This is a genomic window from Thalassospira sp. MIT121401 (genome assembly GCF_047125595.1).
Taxonomy (GTDB): Bacteria; Pseudomonadota; Alphaproteobacteria; order Rhodospirillales; family Thalassospiraceae; genus Thalassospira; species Thalassospira povalilytica.
In genome coordinates, this window is the sequence record NZ_CP138926.1 from 3,948,345 (window position 1) to 3,969,547 (window position 21,203).

Sequence of the window (21,203 nt, forward strand, 5' to 3'; positions counted from 1 at the left end):
CATCACAGGGCCCGGCTTGCCGTGGCCCTGTGTCGTCTCCCATTCAAACCGGGGTAACGCAATGCTGCGTATCAAAGAACTTGTAAAACGCTATGGCGACGAAAAGGCAGTGTTGAAGAACCTGAACCTTGAAGTACCTGGCGAAAGCGTGGTTTCGATCATTGGCGCATCCGGGGCGGGTAAAAGTACCCTTCTGCGCTGTATCAACCGCCTTGTTGAGCCATCATCGGGCTCCATCGAACTCAATGGCACCGAACTGACCAAGCTTGAAGGAAAGGCGCTGCGTCTGGCGCGCCGCCGTATCGGCATGGTGTTCCAGGGCTTTAACCTTATTGACCGCCTGACGGTCATGGAAAATGTTCAATCCGGGCGCCTTGGCTATCTTCCGGCCTGGCGTGCCGTGACCCGCAAATATCCGCAAGAAGACATCGACCGTGCATTTCATCTGATGGAACGTGTCGGGATCGCCCATTATGCAGACAAACGCGCCGACGAACTTTCCGGCGGCGAACGTCAGCGTGTTGGCGTTGTCCGCGCCCTGATGCAGGAACCAGAAATCCTGCTGGCCGACGAACCGACCGCGTCGCTTGATCCGAAAACGTCGCGCCAGATCATGGAACTGCTGCGCGCCCTGGCGTCCGAGCTGCATCTGCCGGTTCTGATCAACATCCATAACGTCAACGAAGCCAAGGAATATACCCAGCGCATCGTCGGCATGCGGTTTGGCCGCATCATTTTCGACGGCGAACCGACCGATCTGAACAATGACGCGATGGATGAAATCTATGCCGGTGTTCCGGCCGAAGAACGCGGTGGTGCCGAAAGCAACACCCACCTGCGCGAGGTAGCAGCACGATGAGCAGCACCGTTCAATCAACGGGCCGCACATGGAAGAAGCCACCCTTTATTGCCAACCCTGTGTTGCGCTGGGGTCTTCTGATCGCGACTGTGGCCTATGTCTGGTGGGCTATGACCAGCCTGCCCTTTGACTGGGACCGTATCCAGGATGGTGTTCCGCGCGCCATTCGCATTTTCAAGGGTGCCTTCCCGCCAAGCTTCATCCGTGGCGAGTTGCTGTTTGACGGCTTTATGGAAAGCATCAAGATCGCCATTGTCTCGACCCTTCTGGGTCTGGCACTGAGCGTTCCGATTGCCTTTGCATCGGCATCGAACATCGCACCGAAATGGCTTTATACCATCGGGCGTGGCGTGATCATCGTTGCCCGTTCCTTCCACCCGGTCATTGTCGCCATCCTGTTTGTCAAAGCAGTCGGTTTCGGCCCGCTTGCCGGTATCCTGACCCTGACGGTCTATTCCATCGGTTTTGTCGCCAAAATGCTGGCCGAACGGATCGAGGAAATCGACTGGGGACAGGTCGAAGCCATCCGTGCTGCGGGCGGGGCGACCTTTGTCACCCTGCTTTATGCCGTCATTCCGCAAATCATGCCCCGTCAGATCGGTCTTTCGATCTATCAGCTTGATAGCAACCTGCGTGCGTCGGCGATTGTCGGCATTGTCGGTGCTGGCGGCATCGGATCGACGCTTCTGAATGCGTTTGGCCGATATGACTATGACTTTGCGCTGGCCATCACCCTTTGCATCATTGGTGTGATCCTTGTCAGCGAGGCCATCAGCGGCCGGATCAGGAGGAACCTATGGTAGCCACCACTCAACCTACCGGACCGGACGCAATCGCCCATCGCGAATGGTCACGTTACACAACCAAGGAACGCTGGCGCCGCTATGGTGTCATGGCACTGGTTGCACTGGCTGTTGTCTGGTCACTTTCGACCATCAACATCATCTGGCCGTGGCTTTGGGATGCGCCCGAACAGATGGGCGATCTGTTTGCACGTATGTTCCCGCCATCGCTGGACGGCTGGAAAGACATTGCCTGGACGCTGCTTGAAACCGTCAATATCGCAACGATTGCGACATTCTTTGCAGTGTTCCTGTCCTTGCCGATTGCCCTGATCGCCGCCCAGAACACCACGCCGAACCGCTTCACACTGTGGCTTGGCCGGTTCATTCTGGTGTCGTCGCGTTCGGTTAACACCATCATCTGGGCATTGCTGTTTGTGGCGGTGTTCGGCCCCGGTGTGCTTGCCGGTATTCTGGCAATCATTTTCCGGTCTCTTGGTTTCCTTGGCAAATTGCTGGGCGAAGCGATCGAGGAAATCGACCGCGCACCGATCGAAGCCCTGGAATCTGTTGGCGCGTCGCGCTTCAAGATTCTGATCTATGGCATCATTCCGCAAGTCATGCCGACCTTCTTTGCCGTCTCCATTCTGCGCTGGGACATCAACCTGCGTGAAAGTACGGTTCTGGGTCTGGTCGGTGCTGGCGGCATCGGGATCATCCTTCAGGGGGCGATTGACACCTTTGCCTGGCAGACGGTTGCCACCATTCTTCTGGCGATCATCGGTCTGGTGATTATTGGCGAGGCCATTTCAGCTTACCTGCGTAAAAAGGTGATCTGACGTGGATAAAACATACGACCTTCTGGTCGTAGGCGGCGGCATCAATGGTGCAGGTATTGCACGTGATGCCGCCGGTCGCGGACTTTCTGTTCTTCTGGTCGAACAGCGCGACCTTGCCTCGGCCACCTCTTCTTCTTCGACCAAACTCATTCATGGCGGCCTGCGATATCTGGAACATTACGAGTTCCGTCTGGTGCGTGAAGCCCTTCAGGAACGCGAAGTTCTTCTGGCTGCTGCCCCGCATATCATCTGGCCTTTGACATTCGTTCTGCCCCATCACAAGGGTTTGCGCCCGCAATGGATGCTGCGTGCCGGTCTGTTTCTGTATGACCATCTGGCGAAACGCAAACGACTGCCCGGCTCAAAGGCCCTGTCACTGCCCGGAACCCCGGAAGGCAGCCCGTTAAAGCCGCAATTCACCCGTGCCTTTTCCTATTCGGATTGCTGGGTTGATGATGCCCGTCTGGTGGTTCTCAATGCGCAGGATGCCATGGCGCGCGGTGCCGAAATCTGCACGCGCACCAAATGCACAAGCCTGTCGCGCCAGATTGACCACTGGACGGCCGAACTGGCGCAGGCCGACGGATCGCAACGCACCGTCAAGGCGCGCGCGATTGTCAATGCGGCGGGACCATGGGTAACGCAGATGGTGGAAAATGCCGGTCTTGGCGACAAGGCCGCCGGTCTTCGACTGGTCAAGGGCAGCCATATCATCGTGCCGCGCATCCATGACCATGACCATTGCTATATCTTCCAGAATGACGATGGCCGCATTGCCTTTGCCATCCCCTATCAGCGCGATTACAGCCTGATCGGCACGACCGATGTGCCCTATGACGGGGATCCGGCACAGGTAAAGATCAGCGATCAGGAAGTCGATTACCTGCTTGATCTGGTCAATGGCTATCTGGCAACGCCGCTGACACGCGATGATGTTGTCTGGGATTATTCCGGGGTCCGGCCGCTTTATGACGACAAGAATGCCAATGCATCTGCCGTGACCCGCGACTATGTGTTTGATCTTGATACTGGCACTGGGGGCACCGCGCCTGCCATCCTGTCGATTTACGGCGGAAAGATCACGACATATCGCAGGCTTGCCGAACATGCGATGCAAAAGCTGGCCCCGGTCCTTGGCAACAAGGCCCCCGACTGGACCGCATCGGCAACCCTGCCCGGCGGGGATATGGCAGATGGCGACTATGACCGTTTCCTGGGTGATCTTCGCGCAGAGTTTGACTGGTTGCCCCAACCGCTGCTTGAACGCCTTGCACGCTGTTATGGCACCGCAATCAGAACAGTTCTGGGTACTGCCACGTCAGTGGCGCAATTGGGTCAACAGGTTGCCCCAAACCTGTATGAAGCTGAACTGCACTACCTGATTGCCAATGAATGGGCCTGTGACGCAGACGACGTCCTGTGGCGCAGAACCAAGCTTGGTCTCGGGATGCAGCCTGATCAGATCGATGCTGTCCATCATTGGTTTGCCACCCAAGCCCGACTTGGTCAGGCTGCACAGTAAGCCGTCGTATCGACAATCGACACATGAAAAAGGGCAGTGATTTCACTGCCCTTTTTTTGCCGATACGGGATCGCGATGCCCTTAATAGGCGTATTCCTTAAAGAGCGGATCGACCGACCCGTTCCATTCGGTTTCGTATTTATCAAGAAATTCCTCGGCCAGAGTCCGGCCGCTTTGGGCGACGTCGTCAAGACTGTCAAGGAAGTGGCTTTCATCATCGCCATAGCCATCCATGCGGCCACGCGCCTGAAGCCCCTGTCTGGCAACCGCCAGAACATCCTTCGACAGGTCCTGCACCGTGCCATTCTTGAACCTGGTGGCAAGGGCCGTGCGCGGCACATCATTGCGAAGGGCTTCGCGTTCCTCAACCGACAGGTCCTTGACCAGTTCCCAGGCAGCATCAAGGGCCGCATCATCATAAAGAAGCCCGACCCAAAGAGCCGGCAAGGCACAAATGCGTTTCCACGGACCACCATCGGCCCCGCGCATTTCCAGAAACTTCTTAAGGCGCACTTCCGGGAAAGCCGTGGTCATGTGATCGGACCAGTCATTCATGGTCGGACGTTCGCCCGGAACAACATCAAGTTTGCCATTCATGAAGTCACGGAACGACTTGCCTGCCGCATTGATGTATTTGCCGTCGCGATAGACAAAATACATCGGCACATCAAGCATATAGTCGACATAACGTTCAAAGCCGAAACCGTCTTCGAACACGAATGGCAACATGCCGCAACGATCCGGGTCAGTATCGGTCCAGACATTGGATCGCGACGACAGGAAACCGCTTGGCTTGCCATCGACGAACGGGGATGCGGCAAACAGCGCGGTCGCAACCGGCTGAAGCGCCAATGACGTTCTGAACTTCTTGACCATGTCGGCTTCCGAACTGAAATCCAGATTGACCTGAATGGTCGAGGTCCGAAGCATCATATCAAGGCCAAGCTTGCCGACCTTTGGCATATAGTCGCGCATGATCCCGTAACGCCCTTTGGGCATCCAGGGGGTATCTTCGCGCGACCATTTCGGCTGATGACCAACACCAAGCATGTCAATGCCAAGATCACCGCAAATTTCGCGCAATTCATGAAGATGGGTATGAACTTCACCACAGGTCTGGTGAATATTCTTAAGCGGGGCACCCGACAATTCGATCTGACCGCCCGGTTCAAGCGACACAGAACATTTGTCCTTGGTCAGGGCGATGACATTGCCGTTCTCGATGATCGGTTCCCAGTCATAGCGTTCGGCAAGGGCATTAAGCAGGGTTTTGACACCGCGCTCCCCCTCATAGGGGATCGGGCGAAGATCATCGCGGGTGAAGGCGAATTTTTCGTGTTCGGTGCCGATGGCCCAGTCACTTTTCGGTTTACAACCGGACTCAAACCATTCGACAAGCTGGCGCCGGTTTTCAATAACCGGGCTGTCGCCAGTGGAGGCGCTGACAGTCATAAGGGCTTCCCCTAATCTCTCGTAACTGGCCGGTGCGACCAATCGCCGATGCGATCCTGAAATACCGCCAATGCAGCAATTGCCGCTGTTTCGGCACGCAGGATGCGCGGGCCGAGACTGACAGGAGTTGCAAAAGGCTGTTTGCGGATACGTTCAAGTTCGTCGGCGCTAAAGCCGCCTTCAGGTCCAATCACGAGTGCATGGTTAACAACATTGGTATTGTCGATAACCGAGCCAGCGCCCTTTGCCAATAGCTGACTTAACACTTCACCAATTGGTGACCCGGTTCCTGTTTCGTCACAGAACAGAACATGGTGATTTTCAGCACCGTTTGCGACCCAGTCAAGCAACCGTACCGGGGCGGCAATTTCTGGCACAGTCAGGCGTTCGCATTGTTCGGCGGCCTCGATCACCTGTGCCTGCAACCGGTCAAGGCGCACCTTGTCGGTGATGCCATGCTGGGTGATGATGGGTTGAAGTTTTCCGACACCCAGCTCCACCGATTTTTCAATCAGGAAATCAAGCCGCTGCTTTTTGATCGGTGCAAAAACAAGAGTCGGTCCGGTTTCGGTCCCCTGTGCACGCAATCGGGTCTCTGCGGTGATGCGCCCCTTCTTTTTGCGAAGTTCGCTGATCGTGCCTAGCCACTCGCCATCCAGACCGTTAAAAATCTTAACAGGCGTTCCGGGCTTGAGACGCATCACATGTTCAAGGTAATGAGACTGTTCAGGAGCAAGTTCGATCTCGCAACCGGCCGTGATAGGATCGTGAACGAAAAGGCGTTGACGGGCGCGGGTGGCGTCTGCGGTCATGGATGTCCCCAAAGATGCCCGGGCAATGGTCGCGCCGGGATTTTATAAGATTAAATCGTTAGATAGGCCAATTATGACACAGGTCAACCAACCAATACAGAATACCAAAAACGACATGCCGGCAGATGGTTGGATTGACCGCTATATGCCCGTGCCCATACGGCCGTATCTCAAGCTGCTGCGTCTTGATCGCCCGATCGGCACCTGGCTTCTGTTATTGCCGTGCTGGTGGTCAACAGCCATGGCAGGCGGCATCACACCGGGCGTCGATGCCAAACAGATCGTGATCATGATGGCCCTGTTCGGGCTTGGCGCGGTGATTATGCGTGGTGCGGGCTGTGTCATCAATGATCTGGCCGATCGCAATTTTGACGGCAAGGTCGAACGTACCATCACCCGTCCGCTTCCCAGCGGTCAGGTCAAGGTCTGGCAGGCCTTGCTGTTTCTTGGGTTCATGATGTTGCTGGGCCTGGCCATTCTGGTGCAATTCCGGATTGAAGCGATCATTGTCGGGCTGTGTTCGATCCCGATCATCATCGTTTATCCGTTCATGAAACGATACACCTACTGGCCGCAATCTGTTCTGGGACTTGCGTTTAACTGGGGTGCGCTGGTGGGCTGGGCGGCGGTTACCGGCACGGTCGAACCGGCTGCGATTGCCATGTATGCGGCGGGCTTTTTCTGGACGCTTGGCTATGACACCATCTATGCCCATCAAGACAAGGATGATGATGCCAAGATCGGCCTTAAATCCCTTGCCCTGCGCCTGGGGGATGATACCCCGAAATGGGCCAAGGGTTTCTATACCCTGACCACGCTGTTGCTGGGCATTTCCGGGATGCTGGCCGATCTGCACTGGTCCTATTTCATCTTGCTGGGTCTGGCGGGCATTCATCTTGGCTGGCAGGTTGCCACCGTCAAACTCGATGATGCGGCCAATTGCCTGCGGCGTTTCAAATCAAATCGCGACTATGGACTTCTGGTTCTTGTCGCCATCGTTCTTTCGCATCTGATTGCTGCTGCGTGATAGCGTCACAGGTTTGTAAGGATTGCACACTGTCAAAAGATGCTATGAAAACTGTGGGCGTTTGCCTGCGGGATGATCGGGCGCGACCGGATCGAAAGTTTTTGTGCAATTTCAGCCAATTGAATTGAACGCGCCCTATAGGTTTTTGGAAACCAGACACCATCTGTCTGAAACCTTTTTCGATTAACTGATACCAACAACAGAGGCGCATAGATGGCCGCACCGATTGCCTTGATGATTGCAAGCTTGATCCTGGCTGGCGTTGGCGCACAGTGGTTTGCCTGGCGCGCAGGTGTGCCGGCCATTGTGTTGCTGTCTGCACTTGGGCTTATTCTTGGACCGGGGACCGGGCTTCTTGATCCGGTTGCCGATTTTGGTCCGCTATTGCAGCCCCTTGTTGCGGTTGCCGTCGCCGTGATCCTGTTTGAAGGCGGTCTGGCACTTGATTTCCGTGAATTGCGCCACAGTGTCAGCGGCATATTGCGCCTGACGACGATTGCGCCGCTTCTGGCATGGTTGCTTGGTGCTTTTGCCGCCCATTATCTGGCCGGGCTGAGCTGGCCGGTTGCAGCCCTGTTTGGCGGCATCATGATTGTGACCGGGCCGACCGTGATTGCCCCGCTGTTGCGTCATGCCCGTCTGGCCAAACATCCCAGCACACTTCTGAAATGGGAAGGCATCGTCAATGACCCGATCGGGGCGCTGTTTGCCGTTTTGGTCTATGAAATCATCGTCGCCACCGAACATGGCAACGGACTAAGTGGTGTGATCGGCCATCTGGCCTTTAACATCCTTGTCGCCATTGCCATCGGCCTGATTGCCGGCATTTGCACAGCCCAGGTGTTTCGCCGGGGCTGGATACCGGAATTTCTCAAGGCGCCGCTGGTTTTGGGCGTGTTGCTGACCTGTTTTGCCGGGGCCAATATCGTTCAGGAGGAAACCGGTCTTTTGGCCGTGACTGTTCTTGGTCTTGTCATCGGCAACGCCCATCTGATGGCGATTGATGAAATCCGCCGGTTCAAGGAAACCCTGACGGTCATTCTTGTTTCAAGCGTCTTTATCATTCTGACCGCCACCCTGAAATGGTCGATGGTCGAAGAACTGACCCTGGGGCATGGCCTGTTTGTGGCGGCAATGTTGTTGATTGTGCGTCCGGTTTCGATCATTGGCGCGCTCAGTTTTTCGAAGATTGAATGGCGTGAACGGTTGCTGGTCGGCTGGATCGCACCGCGCGGGATTGTCGCGGTTGCCGTTTCCGGTCTTTTTGGCGCCGAGCTTGTCCATCTTGGGTATGCCGATGGGGCGCTTCTGATCCCGCTTGCCTTTGCCATGGTGTTTTCAACCGTGGTTCTGCACGGATTTTCGATCCGGCCGATGGCCCGTTATCTTGATCTTGCGGTCAATGGTCCGCCCGGCGTTCTGATTGTCGGTGCGCATCAATGGACAATTGATCTGGCCACCCGCCTTGATGAACTTGATATTCCGGTCGTGGTGACCGATTCACGCTGGCACGCCTTACGCCCGGCACGTGAAGCGGGCCTGACGACATTTTACGGTGAAGTCCTGTCAGAGGTGTTTGAACATCACCTTGATACCAGCGCATTGGGCAAACTGATCGCGGCCACCGACAATGATGCCTATAACACGCTGGTTTGCACCGACTTCGCCCCGGAATTCGGGCGACGCTCGGTCTTCCAGACCGGCATTCATCGCGGGTCGGATGATCGCAGCCGTCATAGCGCCAGCCAGACACTTGGCGGATTGCCGCTATGTGCCAAGCCGCTGACCACCGATGACATCCGCTATGATTATCGCAGCGGCGTTTCCGTCCGTCAGACACGGTTCACCGACAGCTTTGGCTGGGATGATTTTATTGCCCTGCATGACGAAGCGCCGACCGTTCTTGCCATGGTGCGCGGCAACCAGCTGTTTCTGGGAACCGAAATTCCCAAAGCCAAACCGCGTGACGTGATCCTGTATCTCGGGATGGCTGAAACCGAAACCGCATCATGAAGAACTGCTTGCCCAAGATCGGCAAAGCCGTTACTCCGGCGCAAATGTTCATAGTCAAAGCAGCCCAGCATGACCGATAACGTCTTTGCCGATGCCCTGGTGCCAAATGTCGATGATCCGCAATTTGCCGATCTGATCGAAACTTTCACCGTGCCTGCGCGCGTGCCGCTGGCGCCGGAAATCGAAATGTATCTGGCGACCCATATCACGCCACTGTGGCAGGCGACCGAGGATATTCTGGGCATCCTTGATATCCCGCCCCCCTATTGGGCCTTTGCCTGGCCCGGCGGGCAGGCAATCACGCGCTATATCCTGGACCATCCCGAACTGGTGCGTGGCAAGCGGGTGCTTGATTTTGCTTGTGGCGGCGGCATGCAGGCGATTGCCTGTGTGATGGCGGATGCGGCCGACATCACGGCAAATGACATCGATCCGGTGGCCATCACCGCCACGCGCCTCAATGCCAAACGCAATGGTGTCGAATTTGCCACCACGACGGACAATTTTGTCGGCACCAGCGCCCCGCAGAAACGTTGGGATGTGATTTTTGCCGGCGATGTCTGCTATCAGCAGGATATGGCAAATGCGGTTCTGCAATGGCTGATGGCCCAAGCCCGTCTTGGCACCCGGGTCATTCTGGCCGATCCGGGCCGGACCTATGCGCCGACCCACAATATTGACGAGCTCGAAACATATGATGTGCCCGTCGATGTCGCGGTCGAAGATGCCGACACCAAATTCACCCGCATCTGGCAACTGTTGCCCGATCGCGGCTAGAGCAATTTCTGTTTCGTTAGATTGAAGCGTTTTGTTCGTGTTTGGCGAATTGTTTGGCAGGCACAGCACGCAAGGGCGATGCGCGGCGCCGTTCAAGCGGTGTAACGCCGCAAAACATCGCCAAACTGAAGCCTGCGGACCTTGCGGACCCTGCGGGCCGGGCATTCTAAACGGAAACGGCTCTGTGACCCATTGCAGATCGCCTGAAAAAAGCCCGACCGTCTTTGGGACCGTCGGGCTTTTGCGTGATCAGGGATGTTTGTTGTGCGTCAGCTTGCGATGCTTTTCACACAATCATTCAGTTCGGAAATCCCGTTAAAGACAAACTGGATATTCTTGGAAATATCCTGGGTGACGCTGGTTTGTTCCTCGACGGCTGATGCGATGGAATCGACATAGCTGCTGACCGATTCCGCCGATGTGGAAATCCCGGCGGTCGACGCAACCACCCGCTTGGTAATATTCATCATTGCTTCGATCTGGGTTTCGATTTCATCGGTAGCCTTGGCGGTCTGGTTGGCAAGGTTTTTGACCTCGCCTGCGACCACGGCAAAGCCCTTGCCTGCTTCACCGGCGCGCGCGGCTTCGATCGTCGCGTTAAGCGCAAGCAGGTTCACCTGTTCAGCCAGATCACGGATGATCTGAACCACGCCCGCCATCGATTCCGACGTGGTTTCCAGATCGGCACGTACTTCGTTGGCTTCTTCGGTCTTGGACACGATATCGTTCATCGCGATTTGTGACCGGTGCATGCTTTCGCTGATTTCCTGAATGGCTGCCAGCATTTCCTCGGATGCGCTGGCCACGGCTTCGGCACTGGTGCTTGATCCTTCGGCCAAATCCTTGGCCTTGCGGCGGGCATAGATCTGCTTGGTGATGTCGGTCGCATATTTCACCACCTTGATCGGACGCCCGTTCATATCCATCACCGGGTTATAGCTGGCCTGAATCCAGACTTCCTTGCCGCCTTTGCCAAAGCGCCGGAATTCGGCAACCTTGTGCTCCCCGCGCCGCAAGGCATCCCAGAATTCCTTGTATTCGGTGCTTTGGGCTTCGGCCGGATCCATGAAGATGCTGTGATGCTTGCCGATCACCTCGTCATAACTATATCCCATCGCATTGAGGAAATTGGCATTGGCATTGCGGATGGTGCCATCCATTTCAAACGAAATGACGGCTTGCGATTTGTGGATTGCTTCGATCTGTCCGGCAAAGTTGGCCGCCTGAAGCTTTTGCTCGGTAATGTCGGTGGCGTATTTCACCACCTTGAACGGCCGCCCGGCCATGTCAAAGATCGGGTTATAGCTGGCCTGAATCCAGACTTCCTTGCCGCCTTTGCCAAACCGCTGATATTCGGCCATCAGATGTTTGCCCGCGGCAAGCTGTTTCCAGAAATCCTTGTATTCGTCGCTTTTGGCATAGGCCGGATCAACAAAGATCTGGTGATGCTTTCCTTTGATCTCCGACAGCTTGTAGCCCATCGTCACAAGGAAATTCTCGTTGGCATTAAGGATATTGCCCTTAAGATCAAATTCAATCACGGCTTGCGACTTGCTGATGGCGTCAATCTGCCCGGCATAGTCGGCGGCCTGCAATTTCTGTGCAGTGACATCACTTGCAACCTTGAACACCTTATAGGGCTTGCCATTGCTGCCTTTGACCGAATTATAGGTCGCCTGGATCCAGATTTCCTTGCCACCCTTGCCGAACCTCTGAAATTCGGCGGTGAAGGATTCCCCACCCTTCAGGCGATCCCAGAAATTCTTGTATTCCGCACTTCTGGCGAACTCCGGATCAACAAACATGCTGTGGTGATTGCCACGCACCTCTGACAGATCATATCCGACCAGATCCAGAAAATTCTTGTTTGCATCAAGGATTTTACCATCGAGCGTAAATTCGATCGTACCTTGTGACTGCTTGATAGCCTGAACGATATGACGGTCATCAGAACCAGAGCCAAACATTTAGTTCTCCCTTAATCACGAAGCGTGAAACACGCACGCGAACACATAACGCACGCAAACCGCGTCGTCGGCATTCTCCCAGATTGATTCACCCAAATTTCGGTACCCTTGCTGCACAATTGGTACCTTTGAAATTACAATTCAACCGCTCATTCCGAAATTAGCCGGTTGAATACACCGTTCTTTGGACGGCTTACTGGATCCGATATAAGCATTTACTTTTCAAGTACTTACATAACATCCCGACACAATTTCAAGTGTCAAAACACATTTCCGGAATATATATAGGGTCACACCAATGGCAATTACAGGGTCGGCGCTATTTTGTGTGATCCAGATCGCCAAACGACTTTCTGAAGGCCGGATCGTCAATAAGCCGGATCACCAGATCAGGTCGAAAAACCTGCCCTGCAAGGCGCGCGACATGTGCGACCATCTGCCACTGTTCCAGGGACGGGTATCTGCGCCCGGTTGCTTCAACTGCGTTCAGGGCAAAGATATGGCCAGATGCGAATTCAAACCCGGCAACCGACTGATAAAGACCGACATGGTCGGTCGTAATACCGCAATCAAGGTCAAGATCACGGCCATGCAATTGCTGATAACGGTAATGTGTCGGAACGCTTTCGGTTACATGCATATGTCCAAGCTGCGCCGCCGTAAGCCAGGTCACCGCAACCCGGACCCGTGTCCCCGGTGACGGGGCAAGGGTTGCCGGAAAGGCACCATACCCGGTGACATGTGCCGAATAGACAATATCATGATGGCGCATCCATCCCAGTGTCACCGGAACATCATCGGGCAGGTTTTGATGGGTGAATTTGCGCGTCAACTGAACCGGCGCACGGTTTGACCCGACGGCCAGGACCGGGACCCGCCCGGCGATGGCGTCGCCGACTTCCGATGTATCAAGCGGCGTTACCGATCCACCACGAAACAGGAAATCCCGGTCCGGGGCGGCATAGGGATACAAAAACGCGCGCAGGAGATCCTGCGCGCGTGGATGATGTTCGATCTGTTCACGGAGTACGGGGTCACTGATCGCCCGCACATCGGATATCGAAAACATTGTCTGGTCGATCCGGCTTAGCCTTCAACGACACGGTAGCGGAAGTTGCAGTCATCAACATGCTGCCAGGCCAGTTTCGACCATGCTTTTTCAGCGTCGCTGAATGTGGCGAACGGACCATGGCGTTCTTCGGAACCGCCAACCGGCTTTTCGAAGTCGGTGCTTTCATATTCACCGCCAACGACCCAGTATTCTTCAAGGCGTTCGATGCGATAGCGCGAATTCGCGTCATCGACCGACTGCCAGGCCATTTTCGACCATTCCTGTTCCGCGTCTTCGAAGCTGCCAAACGGACCGACTTTGGTTTCTTCGCCGATCGGCTTGTCGAAACCGGTATCCTGATAGGTGCCCCCGATAACCCAGTATTTGGCCATCTGTGCGTCCTTCATGCTTTTGGTGAGTTGCCATGTCGCGTGTTGTGGGCCACGCGACTCAATTCTAAGCCAATGTATAACCAAATGATGCGTCAACCAAAACCGCAAAATTATGCAACGCAGCATCCCGGTTTCATGTAGGAAGCGATCGATCCAGTTACAAATGGCGTATTTGATAACAGCAAGGTTGTCCAAGCCCGCGTGCACGCGTATGAAGACAATCAGGTTTCAAAGCTTTGCAGATGACAGGTGCCATGCCCTATCAATCCCTTCGTGACTTCATGGATGCGCTGGAAAAGTCCGGCCGTCTTGTTCGTGTCACTGAACCGGTATCCCCCAATCTTGAAATGACGGAAATCCAGACCCGGCTTCTGGCCGAAGACGGCCCGGCGGTTCTGTTTGAAAACGTCGTTGGCGATGACGGCAAAAAATATGACATGCCGGTTCTGGTGAACCTGTTTGGCACGGTGGACCGGGTTGCCGCGGGCATGAACCGCAAACCCGAAGAACTGCGTGAAGTCGGCGAAACGCTGGCCTTCCTCAAACAGCCCGAACCACCGGCAAGCATCCGCGAAGCATTTTCGATGCTGCCACTGGCCAAAACCGTCATGGCGATGAAACCCAAAACGGTTTCCAAGGCCCCCTGTCAGGAAGTGGTGCTTCAGGGCGACGATATCGATTTGTCAAAAATCCCGGTTCAGTCCTGCTGGCCGGGGGAACCCGCCCCGCTGATTACCTGGCCCCTGGTTGTGACCCAGGGCCCGACGGCCGGTGAAAAAGGCGGCGACAAGCGCGATGTGTTTAACCTTGGCATTTACCGCATGCAGGTGCTGGGCAAGAACAAGACCATCATGCGCTGGCTCAAACATCGTGGCGGGGCACAACATCATGCCCGCTGGAAACAGGAAAAGCGTGATCCGCTTCCGGCCGCCATCGTGCTGGGCGCCGATCCCGGTACGATCCTTGCCGCGGTAACACCGGTGCCCGATACCCTTTCGGAATATCAGTTTGCCGGGCTTCTGCGCGGTGAAAAGGTTGAACTGGTTGATTGCAAGACCGTGCCGCTCAAGGTACCGGCAACCGCCGAGATCGTGCTCGAAGGTTACGTATCCTTGGACGAATATGCGCCCGAAGGCCCGTATGGCGATCACACCGGCTATTATAACTCGGTCGAAGATTTCCCGGTCTTTACCGTAACCGCGATCACCATGCGCAAAAAACCGATTTATCTGTCGACCTTCACCGGACGCCCGCCTGATGAGCCGTCGGTTCTGGGCGAGGCACTCAACGACGTGTTCGTGCCACTCCTGCAACAGCAATTCCCCGAAATCGTCGATTTCTGGCTGCCACCTGAAGGATGCAGTTACCGTATCGCAGTTGTATCGATGAAAAAGGCCTATGCCGGTCACGCCAAGCGCGTGATGATGGGTGTGTGGTCATTCCTGCGTCAGTTCATGTACACCAAGTTCGTCATTGTTGTGGATGACGACATTGATGTGCGCGACTGGAAGGACGTCATGTGGGCGATCTCGACCCGGATGGACCCGGTGCGCGATATCACCACGGTTACCGACACCCCGATTGATTATCTTGATTTCGCATCCCCGGTTTCGGGCCTTGGCGGCAAGCTTGGCCTTGATGCCACCAACAAATTCCCGGGCGAAACCGACCGCGAATGGGGTGAAAAAATCTATATGGATGATGACATCATCGACCGGGTTGATCAGAAATGGGAACGCTATGGCCTGCCCGGATCAGGCAAGAAAATCTGGCGGGATTAGTTGACAAAGGCGGGCTTCTAACCCGCCTTTTCTTTTCAAGAACTCACGATCAATTTCGGAAAAAGAACCAGTGATCGCCATTCTCCGCCGGTTTTTCCGAATAGAAGAATTGCGGCGCATCACACATGAAGTCATCCACCCGGATCGCGAAATTGCACATCTCTTTCGATCCGATGACTTCCTCCATGAATTCCTGGCTGTTTTCCTGCCAGCTCATGACCGGCGGGGCGGTTTCATCATGGATGCAAAGTGCATATTGTTCGGACTGCTCGAACGGCAGGTAGCGGATTTCGCTTTGTGCCTTACCGCCATGGTTGGTGACAAACAGCATGGCAAATTTCGGACCGTCGGGACTGTCTAGATCGACCCAGCCCGCAACCCGGTCGACCACATCGTCACAGGTAAAATCCCCGGTCAGCATCTGATGCCGGTAATTGCTGGCATATTGGCCACCCTGGATGCGCATTTCGCTATAAAGCTGTGCGCTTGAAACCGGGTCGGCTTTGCCATTGGCATTCAGTTCCCAAACACCATTTTCGTCGGGACCAGACGGATTACCCGGCTCATCCGCCAAAGCCGGATGGGAAATTCCCAAAATCATTGCCAAGCCGATTGCGCCCGACCTTATGTTCCGCATTTGCATTCTATCCCGTGTGCTTTGTCTGGCGGTATCACCGCCAATTATTTGCTGTTTTCCGGACTATAGCAGAAACAGGGATGAAAACAGAACGTCCAGCCCCTTGCCCCACAGATACATTCACGCCACCTTTGGGAACAAGACCAAGGGCACCTGCAATGCAGATGCATCAAACCGTTTCTGTTCTTTGCGAATACGTCCCTGCCGCCTATAACTAGCCGATAGATACATTCCGAAATAAGGGAGCTTCCATGCCCAAGACCGACATGACACTTGATCGTATCAATGATCTGCTGGCGCGCGCCAAGAAAGCCGGTGCTGATGACGCAGATGCCGTCTATGTCGAAGGAACATCTCTTTCGGTTGCCCAGCGACTGGGCAAGATGGAAAAGCTTGAACGATCCGAAGGAGCCGATCTTGGTCTGCGCGTTCTGATCGGCAAGAAACAGGCTGTCGTGTCATCATCGGACACCAGCGACGCCGCCTTGAACGAACTGGTCGAACGGGCCGTTGCCATGGCCAAGAACGCCCCGGAAGACCCGTATTGCGGCATTGCAGATCCGTCCGAACTTGCCGCAAGTTTTGATGTCGACGCGCTTGAACTTTGTGAACCGGGCGAAGTCAGCCAGGACAAACTGATCGAATGGGCAAGTACCTGCGAAGAAGCCGCCCGTTCCGTCGAAGGCATCACCAATTCCGAAGGATCAGAAGCCGGCTGGGGCCGCCATCAGATCACGCTGGCCGCGACCAATGGCTTTGCCAATTCCTATGCCGGTTCGGGCAGTCACATTTCGGTTTCGGTGCTGGCCGGGACCGGAACGGCAATGGAGCGCGACTATGATTATGACAGCGCGGTCTTTTCGACCGACCTGCGTGACCCGGTCGAAATCGGCAAAAAGGCCGCAGAAAAAACCCTGCGCCGTTTGAACCCGCGCAAAGTCAAAAGCACGCAGGTTCCCGTCATTTATGATCCGCGTGTTTCATCCTCAATCGTTGGCCATCTGTCCGGTGCGATCAACGGATCGGGCATCGCGCGCGGGACCAGCTTCCTGCTTGATGCGATGGGCAAGGAAATCTTTGCCCCGCATATCAATATTGTCGATGATCCCCACCGCAAACGCGGTCTGCGTTCCAAACCGTTTGACGCCGAAGGTGTCGCCAATGAAAAACGCTACCTGATTGAAAACGGCGTTTTGAAAACCTGGATCCTTGATTTGCGCTCGGCCCGCCAGTTGGGGCTGAAATCAACGGGCAACGCATCGCGCGGGGCCGGAAGCCTTCCGGGGCCGTCAACCACCAACCTTTACATGGAACCGGGCACCATTTCGCCCGAAGACATGATCAAGGATATCAAATCGGGTCTCTATATCACCGAAATGATCGGAAGCAGCGTCAATGGCGTTACCGGCGATTATTCGCGCGGTGCGTCGGGCTACTGGATTGAAAATGGTGAACTGGCTTATCCGGTATCGGAAATCACGGTGGCCGGGAACCTCAAGAACATGTTCAAATCCGTGGTCCCGGCCAATGATCTGACCTTCAAATACGGCACCAATGCCCCGACCTTGCGCATTGATGGCATGACACTGGCCGGTCAGTAACCTGACCGACACCAACAGACATCCAGATACAAAAACGCCCGGACTTGAATGTGCCGGGCGTTTTTTTTCGAGTCTTTTGTAATCGACAGGTTACCTCACCGATCAGCTTGCGCGGATCGTGTTGACGAAATTGTCCGTGGCACCTTTCAGGGTCGTGAAGTTTTCCGAAAGCATGCTGACCGCGCGCAAAACGTCACCCGATGCTGTTCCGGCCTCATTGACGGCCGAACTGACGGTTGCGATGTTTGAACTGACCGTGGTGGTGCCGGTTGCCGCCTGTTCTACGTTAAAGGCGATTTCACGGGTTGCTGCGGTCTGTTCTTCGATCGCCGATGAAATGGTGGCAATAATTGCATCCATTTCACTGACGGTTTTGCCGACTGCCTCAACCTGATTGACCGCACTTCCGGTGCGGGCCTGAAGGTTTTCGACATAACGGGTGATTTCCTCGGTCGCCTTGGCGGTCTGATCGGAAAGATTTTTGACCTCATTTGCGACCACGGCAAAACCACGCCCGGCATCACCGGCCCGTGCGGCTTCAATCGTGGCATTAAGGGCCAGCATGTTGGTCTGATCGGCAATATCGGAAATCAGTTTCAGCACATTTGAAATATTTTCCGATGCTTCGACCAGTTGCTGAAGGTCGGCCTGGGTCTTGTTGACTTGCCCGACCGCACTGCGTGCCACATCGGATGAATGGACAACCTGACGGTTGATTTCCTCGATCGAGGAATTGAGTTCCTCTGTGGCCGAGGCAACAGAATGCACATTGCCGCTGGCTTCTTCGGTTGCCGATGCCACAGCCACCGTCTGTTCGGATGCCGAACTTGCCAGACGTGACATACTGTCTGCGGTTGCCTGCAATTCCACTGCCGCTGCGGCAACGGTTTCAATGATTTGCCCGACATCGGAATTGAACGTGTCGGCCGTCTGGTTCATGAATTGGCGCTGGGCTTCCTTGGCGCGTTTTTCATCTTCGATTGCCTTGGCTTCAAGTTCGTCATTGCGAATGGCATTTTCCTTGAAGACCTGAACCGCGCCGGCCATCTGGCCGATTTCATCGCGCCGTTCCTGCCAGGGCACAGTGACCGTCAGATCATGGTCGGCAAGCTTGCGCATGATCTGGGTGATGGCAATGATCGGCTTTGACAGACGATCACCGATCAGAATGGCAATGACGATGCCAAGCCCCATACCGATCAGCGACGCGATCAGGATTTCGGTTTCCGCCAGACCGATTTCATCAACAACCCGTTCAAAAATTGAATGTTCGGTCGCCGAAAATTCAGCCATCAGATCGGCTGCTTCGGACAGCAACAGACTGGATGCCTGTTCCATATCGCCATTGACCGTTTCGATGATGACCAGTTCATTTGACCTGATCTTGTCAAATGCATCACGGTAATCATCAAATAATGTCATGACTTCGCCGATGGTCTTTTTGTATTCCGCATCGGGTACTGTCTGGTTGATTTCAATCAGCCCGGTCTTGAGAAGGCCGAACTCGCTGGCTGCCTTTTCGCCAAAGCTGTCATCCTGACGCCCGATCAGAATATTGGAATAAAGACGCGCCAGAAGCGCATGCTCACGCGCGGCCACCGCCTTTTTCAGGGCATCGATATTCTGGGTGGTTTCTGCACGTGCGATCAATGCATTGAGATCGGAAACGACCTTGATCCCGTCGGGTTCAAGCCGGTCAGTGATCAGGGCGTGATATTCATCGCTCAGATCACGGACTTTTTCGAAATCCTGCATGTAGCGATCAAGTGCCCCGGATATTTTCTCGATCCGGGCACGATGTTCGGCTGACTCGAAACTTTGCAATGCCTTGTCAAGAATTGGGCGGATTTGATCGGCGATGACAAACACCTGTTCCGCGTCATGGGCGCTTGCCTTGTTGGCAAATTCGCGGGCATGGCTTTTGAAACGCAAAAACCGCGTTTCAATCTGGGCAACAAGTGCGGCTTCTTCGACCCGCAGCGCATATTCATCAACATCATGTGCAACTTTGGTGAAGCTGTAGAATGCGAATGCCAGCGCTGAGACAAGAATGACCAGCACTGCTGAAAACCCCAATAGAATCTTTGTCTTAACACCCAAGTTTTCCAAAAACGCCCCCGTCGGCGCAGAAGAAACACGCGACACCATCATACCCTCCGTGTTCGCAGCACCGCGCTACGATCTCTTTGATTACCAAGGTATCTGCTCATGACAGTCACTACCCTCCCCATATGGGGAGTACACAACCCTTGTTTTAGATAATCACAATATTGCAACTAACTTAAAGGTTTGGCGTAACATGCGAAATTACAAGGAAAAGTAAGGCCGACCTATCCAGAAGACCTGTATACCTGTCCTTTCGAATATGCCCGGCAGATCGGCCCAATTCGGCGGATCAGTTTCCCTGTTTGACAACACCAAACACCGTAATTTCCAGACATGCTGGCAGACGCCGCAAAGCAGGGCACAACGCATTGGACCATCCCCAGTTATCAACCCAAGGGCATCGAAAATCAGAACCGGGGCATCGGTCCATAAAACGCCGATTTACACGCGGAAAAACCGCGAAATGGCGGGTAAGATCATGGGAATTTGCAAAAGAATGCCTGATCTTTGCTTTGCGATTTCCAAGCGTGATCACATGCCTTCTGATATCCCGGCCGCAAACAACCGGGATATCGTGCATTTGCTCTGAAGTCCTCGCTTCGGGGTTAACCGCTGGTCAGGCGAAGTGGTTCCGGGCCGGTTTCAACCACGCCCCCCGCGGCCATTGCATAGGCCTGTGGCACCATCAGCCGCACCGGATAGGGCGACAGACTAATTTCGCATGGCAGTTTGCCGGCACTTTCACCGTCAATCTGAAGCGGAGCCGGGCCACAATGGCTGGTGATCGTGATGCGTTCAGACCGCACAACCGAGACATCGCTTTGCTCATGCAACCTGTTTAACGTCAGGGCCAGCCCATAGCGCGACAATGCACCGATACCGTTGCCGGGCATCAGGACAACATCAAAACCGTTATCGGTCAGCTTCGCAGTCGGTGAAATGATGAATTCGCCGCCGTAATGCTGCGCATGGGTCACCACAACCCCGGCCACCCGATAGTTTTCCCGCCCGATATTGACTTCAAAGTCGCGATGACGCGGGAAAAAGATGTTCCGCAATCCTTCAAGAACATAGGCACCCTTGCCGATCATGCGCTTGAGCTTGAGCGACACATTGGCAACCGTATCGGCATCGGCCCCCATTCCAACCATCAAAAAGAAGGCCCGCCCATTGACCAGTCCGGGCCGGATCCAGACCTGACCGGGATTGTTGATATAGTCGGCAATTGCCTTTGCCTTGCGTTCCAGCCCGACTTCGACGGCCAGAACATTCGCCGTCCCGAGCGGGATCACGCCAAGTGGCGGGACTTCGTGACCATCGATCTGGGCATCAAGCAGACCGTTCAGGGCCTCGTTCAATGATCCGTCGCCGCCGGCAACAAACAGGCGTTGATGGGCACGAACCTTGCGCGCCAATTCACGGGCATGGCCGGGATGGGTGGTCTGCAACAATTCCACCCTGATCCCTGCATGTTGCAAAATCTTGGACAGAAACCGCTGTTTGTTCCCCCCCGCACGGGGATTGAAAATCACAGTCACATCGGCATGGGTCATTCAGAACATACTTCCGAAATAAAACCGAAATA

17 protein-coding genes are annotated in these 21,203 nt (G+C 54.9%); 9 read left to right on the forward strand and 8 right to left on the reverse strand.

Annotated elements, in window-relative coordinates; all coding sequences use genetic code 11:
* Positions 1-61 precede the first annotated feature (61 nt).
* Genes phnC through glpD form a run of 4 tightly spaced genes read left to right on the forward strand, consistent with a single transcriptional unit; the run spans position 62 to position 4,002 of the window.
* On the forward strand, positions 62-859 hold the full coding sequence (gene phnC, locus SIB88_RS18240) for a phosphonate ABC transporter ATP-binding protein (RefSeq protein ID WP_068517247.1): 798 nt from the start codon (positions 62-64) through the stop codon (positions 857-859).
* Positions 856-1,662: a phosphonate ABC transporter, permease protein PhnE gene (phnE, locus tag SIB88_RS18245; protein ID WP_068517248.1), complete on the forward strand. Its 807-nt coding sequence runs from the start codon at positions 856-858 to the stop codon at positions 1,660-1,662. The genes phnC and phnE (SIB88_RS18245) overlap by 4 nt, the downstream gene beginning before the upstream one ends.
* A complete protein-coding gene (gene phnE, locus SIB88_RS18250) occupies positions 1,656-2,480 on the forward strand; it encodes a phosphonate ABC transporter, permease protein PhnE (protein ID WP_068517249.1) in 825 nt (274 codons plus the stop codon). Before phnE (SIB88_RS18245) ends, phnE (SIB88_RS18250) begins: the two co-directional genes overlap by 7 nt.
* Position 2,481: 1 nt before the next feature.
* Positions 2,482-4,002: a glycerol-3-phosphate dehydrogenase gene (glpD, locus tag SIB88_RS18255; RefSeq protein ID WP_412558747.1), complete on the forward strand. Its 1,521-nt coding sequence runs from the start codon at positions 2,482-2,484 to the stop codon at positions 4,000-4,002.
* A gap of 81 nt (positions 4,003-4,083) precedes the next feature.
* On the opposite strand, the gene SIB88_RS18260 is transcribed toward glpD, so the two are convergent.
* Together SIB88_RS18260 and SIB88_RS18265 are read right to left on the reverse strand one after the other, a co-directional pair.
* A complete protein-coding gene (locus tag SIB88_RS18260; protein WP_068517251.1) occupies positions 4,084-5,454 on the reverse strand; it encodes a glutamate--cysteine ligase in 1,371 nt (456 codons plus the stop codon).
* 11 nt (positions 5,455-5,465) lie between these two features.
* Positions 5,466-6,266, reverse strand: coding sequence for a 16S rRNA (uracil(1498)-N(3))-methyltransferase (locus tag SIB88_RS18265; RefSeq protein WP_412558748.1), 801 nt, complete (start codon positions 6,264-6,266; stop codon positions 5,466-5,468).
* A 73-nt stretch (positions 6,267-6,339) separates the two neighbouring features.
* On the opposite strand from SIB88_RS18265, the gene ubiA reads away from it, so the two are divergent.
* The 3 genes from ubiA (at position 6,340) to SIB88_RS18280 (ending at position 10,083) form a co-directional block, all read left to right on the forward strand.
* The gene (ubiA, locus tag SIB88_RS18270; RefSeq protein WP_101248142.1) at positions 6,340-7,293 is read left to right on the forward strand and encodes a 4-hydroxybenzoate octaprenyltransferase; all 954 of its coding nucleotides are present in this window, start codon (positions 6,340-6,342) and stop codon (positions 7,291-7,293) included.
* Between the two features lie 213 nt (positions 7,294-7,506).
* Complete coding sequence (locus SIB88_RS18275) at positions 7,507-9,306, forward strand: cation:proton antiporter (protein WP_068517253.1); 1,800 nt, start codon at positions 7,507-7,509, stop codon at positions 9,304-9,306.
* 69 nt (positions 9,307-9,375) lie between these two features.
* Positions 9,376-10,083, forward strand: coding sequence for a class I SAM-dependent methyltransferase (locus SIB88_RS18280; protein ID WP_412558749.1), 708 nt, complete (start codon positions 9,376-9,378; stop codon positions 10,081-10,083).
* A gap of 269 nt (positions 10,084-10,352) precedes the next feature.
* Here the strand turns inward: SIB88_RS18280 and SIB88_RS18285 are convergent, their stop codons facing one another.
* From SIB88_RS18285 to SIB88_RS18295, 3 genes are all read right to left on the reverse strand, one after another.
* The gene (locus tag SIB88_RS18285) at positions 10,353-12,050 is read right to left on the reverse strand and encodes a methyl-accepting chemotaxis protein (protein ID WP_068517255.1); all 1,698 of its coding nucleotides are present in this window, start codon (positions 12,048-12,050) and stop codon (positions 10,353-10,355) included.
* Between the two features lie 319 nt (positions 12,051-12,369).
* The gene (locus SIB88_RS18290) at positions 12,370-13,119 is read right to left on the reverse strand and encodes a hypothetical protein (RefSeq protein WP_206928065.1); all 750 of its coding nucleotides are present in this window, start codon (positions 13,117-13,119) and stop codon (positions 12,370-12,372) included.
* Positions 13,120-13,136: 17 nt separating this feature from the next.
* Entirely contained in the window at positions 13,137-13,493 is a 357-nt protein-coding gene (locus SIB88_RS18295; protein WP_068517306.1) for a DUF4170 domain-containing protein, read from the reverse strand.
* 254 nt (positions 13,494-13,747) lie between these two features.
* Here SIB88_RS18295 and SIB88_RS18300 point away from each other — a divergent pair, with 254 nt between their 5' ends.
* Positions 13,748-15,274 carry a UbiD family decarboxylase gene (locus SIB88_RS18300; RefSeq protein ID WP_412558750.1) on the forward strand — a complete coding sequence of 509 codons (1,527 nt, stop codon included), beginning with the start codon at positions 13,748-13,750 and terminating at the stop codon, positions 15,272-15,274.
* A 49-nt stretch (positions 15,275-15,323) separates the two neighbouring features.
* On the opposite strand, the gene SIB88_RS18305 is transcribed toward SIB88_RS18300, so the two are convergent.
* Complete coding sequence (locus SIB88_RS18305) at positions 15,324-15,911, reverse strand: hypothetical protein (protein WP_412558751.1); 588 nt, start codon at positions 15,909-15,911, stop codon at positions 15,324-15,326.
* A gap of 251 nt (positions 15,912-16,162) precedes the next feature.
* Between SIB88_RS18305 and SIB88_RS18310 the strand changes: the two genes are divergently transcribed.
* Positions 16,163-17,512: a TldD/PmbA family protein gene (locus SIB88_RS18310; RefSeq protein ID WP_412558752.1), complete on the forward strand. Its 1,350-nt coding sequence runs from the start codon at positions 16,163-16,165 to the stop codon at positions 17,510-17,512.
* 102 nt (positions 17,513-17,614) lie between these two features.
* On the opposite strand, the gene SIB88_RS18315 is transcribed toward SIB88_RS18310, so the two are convergent.
* Positions 17,615-19,573: a methyl-accepting chemotaxis protein gene (locus tag SIB88_RS18315; RefSeq protein ID WP_197460759.1), complete on the reverse strand. Its 1,959-nt coding sequence runs from the start codon at positions 19,571-19,573 to the stop codon at positions 17,615-17,617.
* A gap of 650 nt (positions 19,574-20,223) precedes the next feature.
* Positions 20,224-21,171 carry a diacylglycerol/lipid kinase family protein gene (locus tag SIB88_RS18320; RefSeq protein WP_068517260.1) on the reverse strand — a complete coding sequence of 316 codons (948 nt, stop codon included), beginning with the start codon at positions 21,169-21,171 and terminating at the stop codon, positions 20,224-20,226.
* Positions 21,172-21,203: the final 32 nt, after the last annotated feature.

Excerpts from the sequence above, each read along its gene's own strand:
- SIB88_RS18295 (WP_068517306.1), bottom strand. The coding sequence starts at position 13,493 with ATGGCCAAATACTGGGTTATCGGGGGCACCTATCAGGATACCGGTTTC.
- SIB88_RS18275 (WP_068517253.1), top strand. The coding sequence starts at position 7,507 with ATGGCCGCACCGATTGCCTTGATGATTGCAAGCTTGATCCTGGCTGGC.
- SIB88_RS18320 (WP_068517260.1), bottom strand. The coding sequence starts at position 21,171 with ATGACCCATGCCGATGTGACTGTGATTTTCAATCCCCGTGCGGGGGGG.
- SIB88_RS18290 (WP_206928065.1), bottom strand. The coding sequence starts at position 13,119 with ATGTTTTCGATATCCGATGTGCGGGCGATCAGTGACCCCGTACTCCGT.
- ubiA (WP_101248142.1), top strand. The coding sequence starts at position 6,340 with ATGACACAGGTCAACCAACCAATACAGAATACCAAAAACGACATGCCG.
- SIB88_RS18300 (WP_412558750.1), top strand. The coding sequence starts at position 13,748 with ATGCCCTATCAATCCCTTCGTGACTTCATGGATGCGCTGGAAAAGTCC.
- phnE (WP_068517248.1), top strand. The coding sequence starts at position 856 with ATGAGCAGCACCGTTCAATCAACGGGCCGCACATGGAAGAAGCCACCC.
- SIB88_RS18285 (WP_068517255.1), bottom strand. The coding sequence starts at position 12,050 with ATGTTTGGCTCTGGTTCTGATGACCGTCATATCGTTCAGGCTATCAAG.
- SIB88_RS18305 (WP_412558751.1), bottom strand. The coding sequence starts at position 15,911 with ATGCGGAACATAAGGTCGGGCGCAATCGGCTTGGCAATGATTTTGGGA.
- SIB88_RS18260 (WP_068517251.1), bottom strand. The coding sequence starts at position 5,454 with ATGACTGTCAGCGCCTCCACTGGCGACAGCCCGGTTATTGAAAACCGG.
- SIB88_RS18265 (WP_412558748.1), bottom strand. The coding sequence starts at position 6,266 with ATGACCGCAGACGCCACCCGCGCCCGTCAACGCCTTTTCGTTCACGAT.
- phnC (WP_068517247.1), top strand. The coding sequence starts at position 62 with ATGCTGCGTATCAAAGAACTTGTAAAACGCTATGGCGACGAAAAGGCA.
- phnE (WP_068517249.1), top strand. The coding sequence starts at position 1,656 with ATGGTAGCCACCACTCAACCTACCGGACCGGACGCAATCGCCCATCGC.
- SIB88_RS18310 (WP_412558752.1), top strand. The coding sequence starts at position 16,163 with ATGCCCAAGACCGACATGACACTTGATCGTATCAATGATCTGCTGGCG.
- SIB88_RS18280 (WP_412558749.1), top strand. The coding sequence starts at position 9,376 with ATGACCGATAACGTCTTTGCCGATGCCCTGGTGCCAAATGTCGATGAT.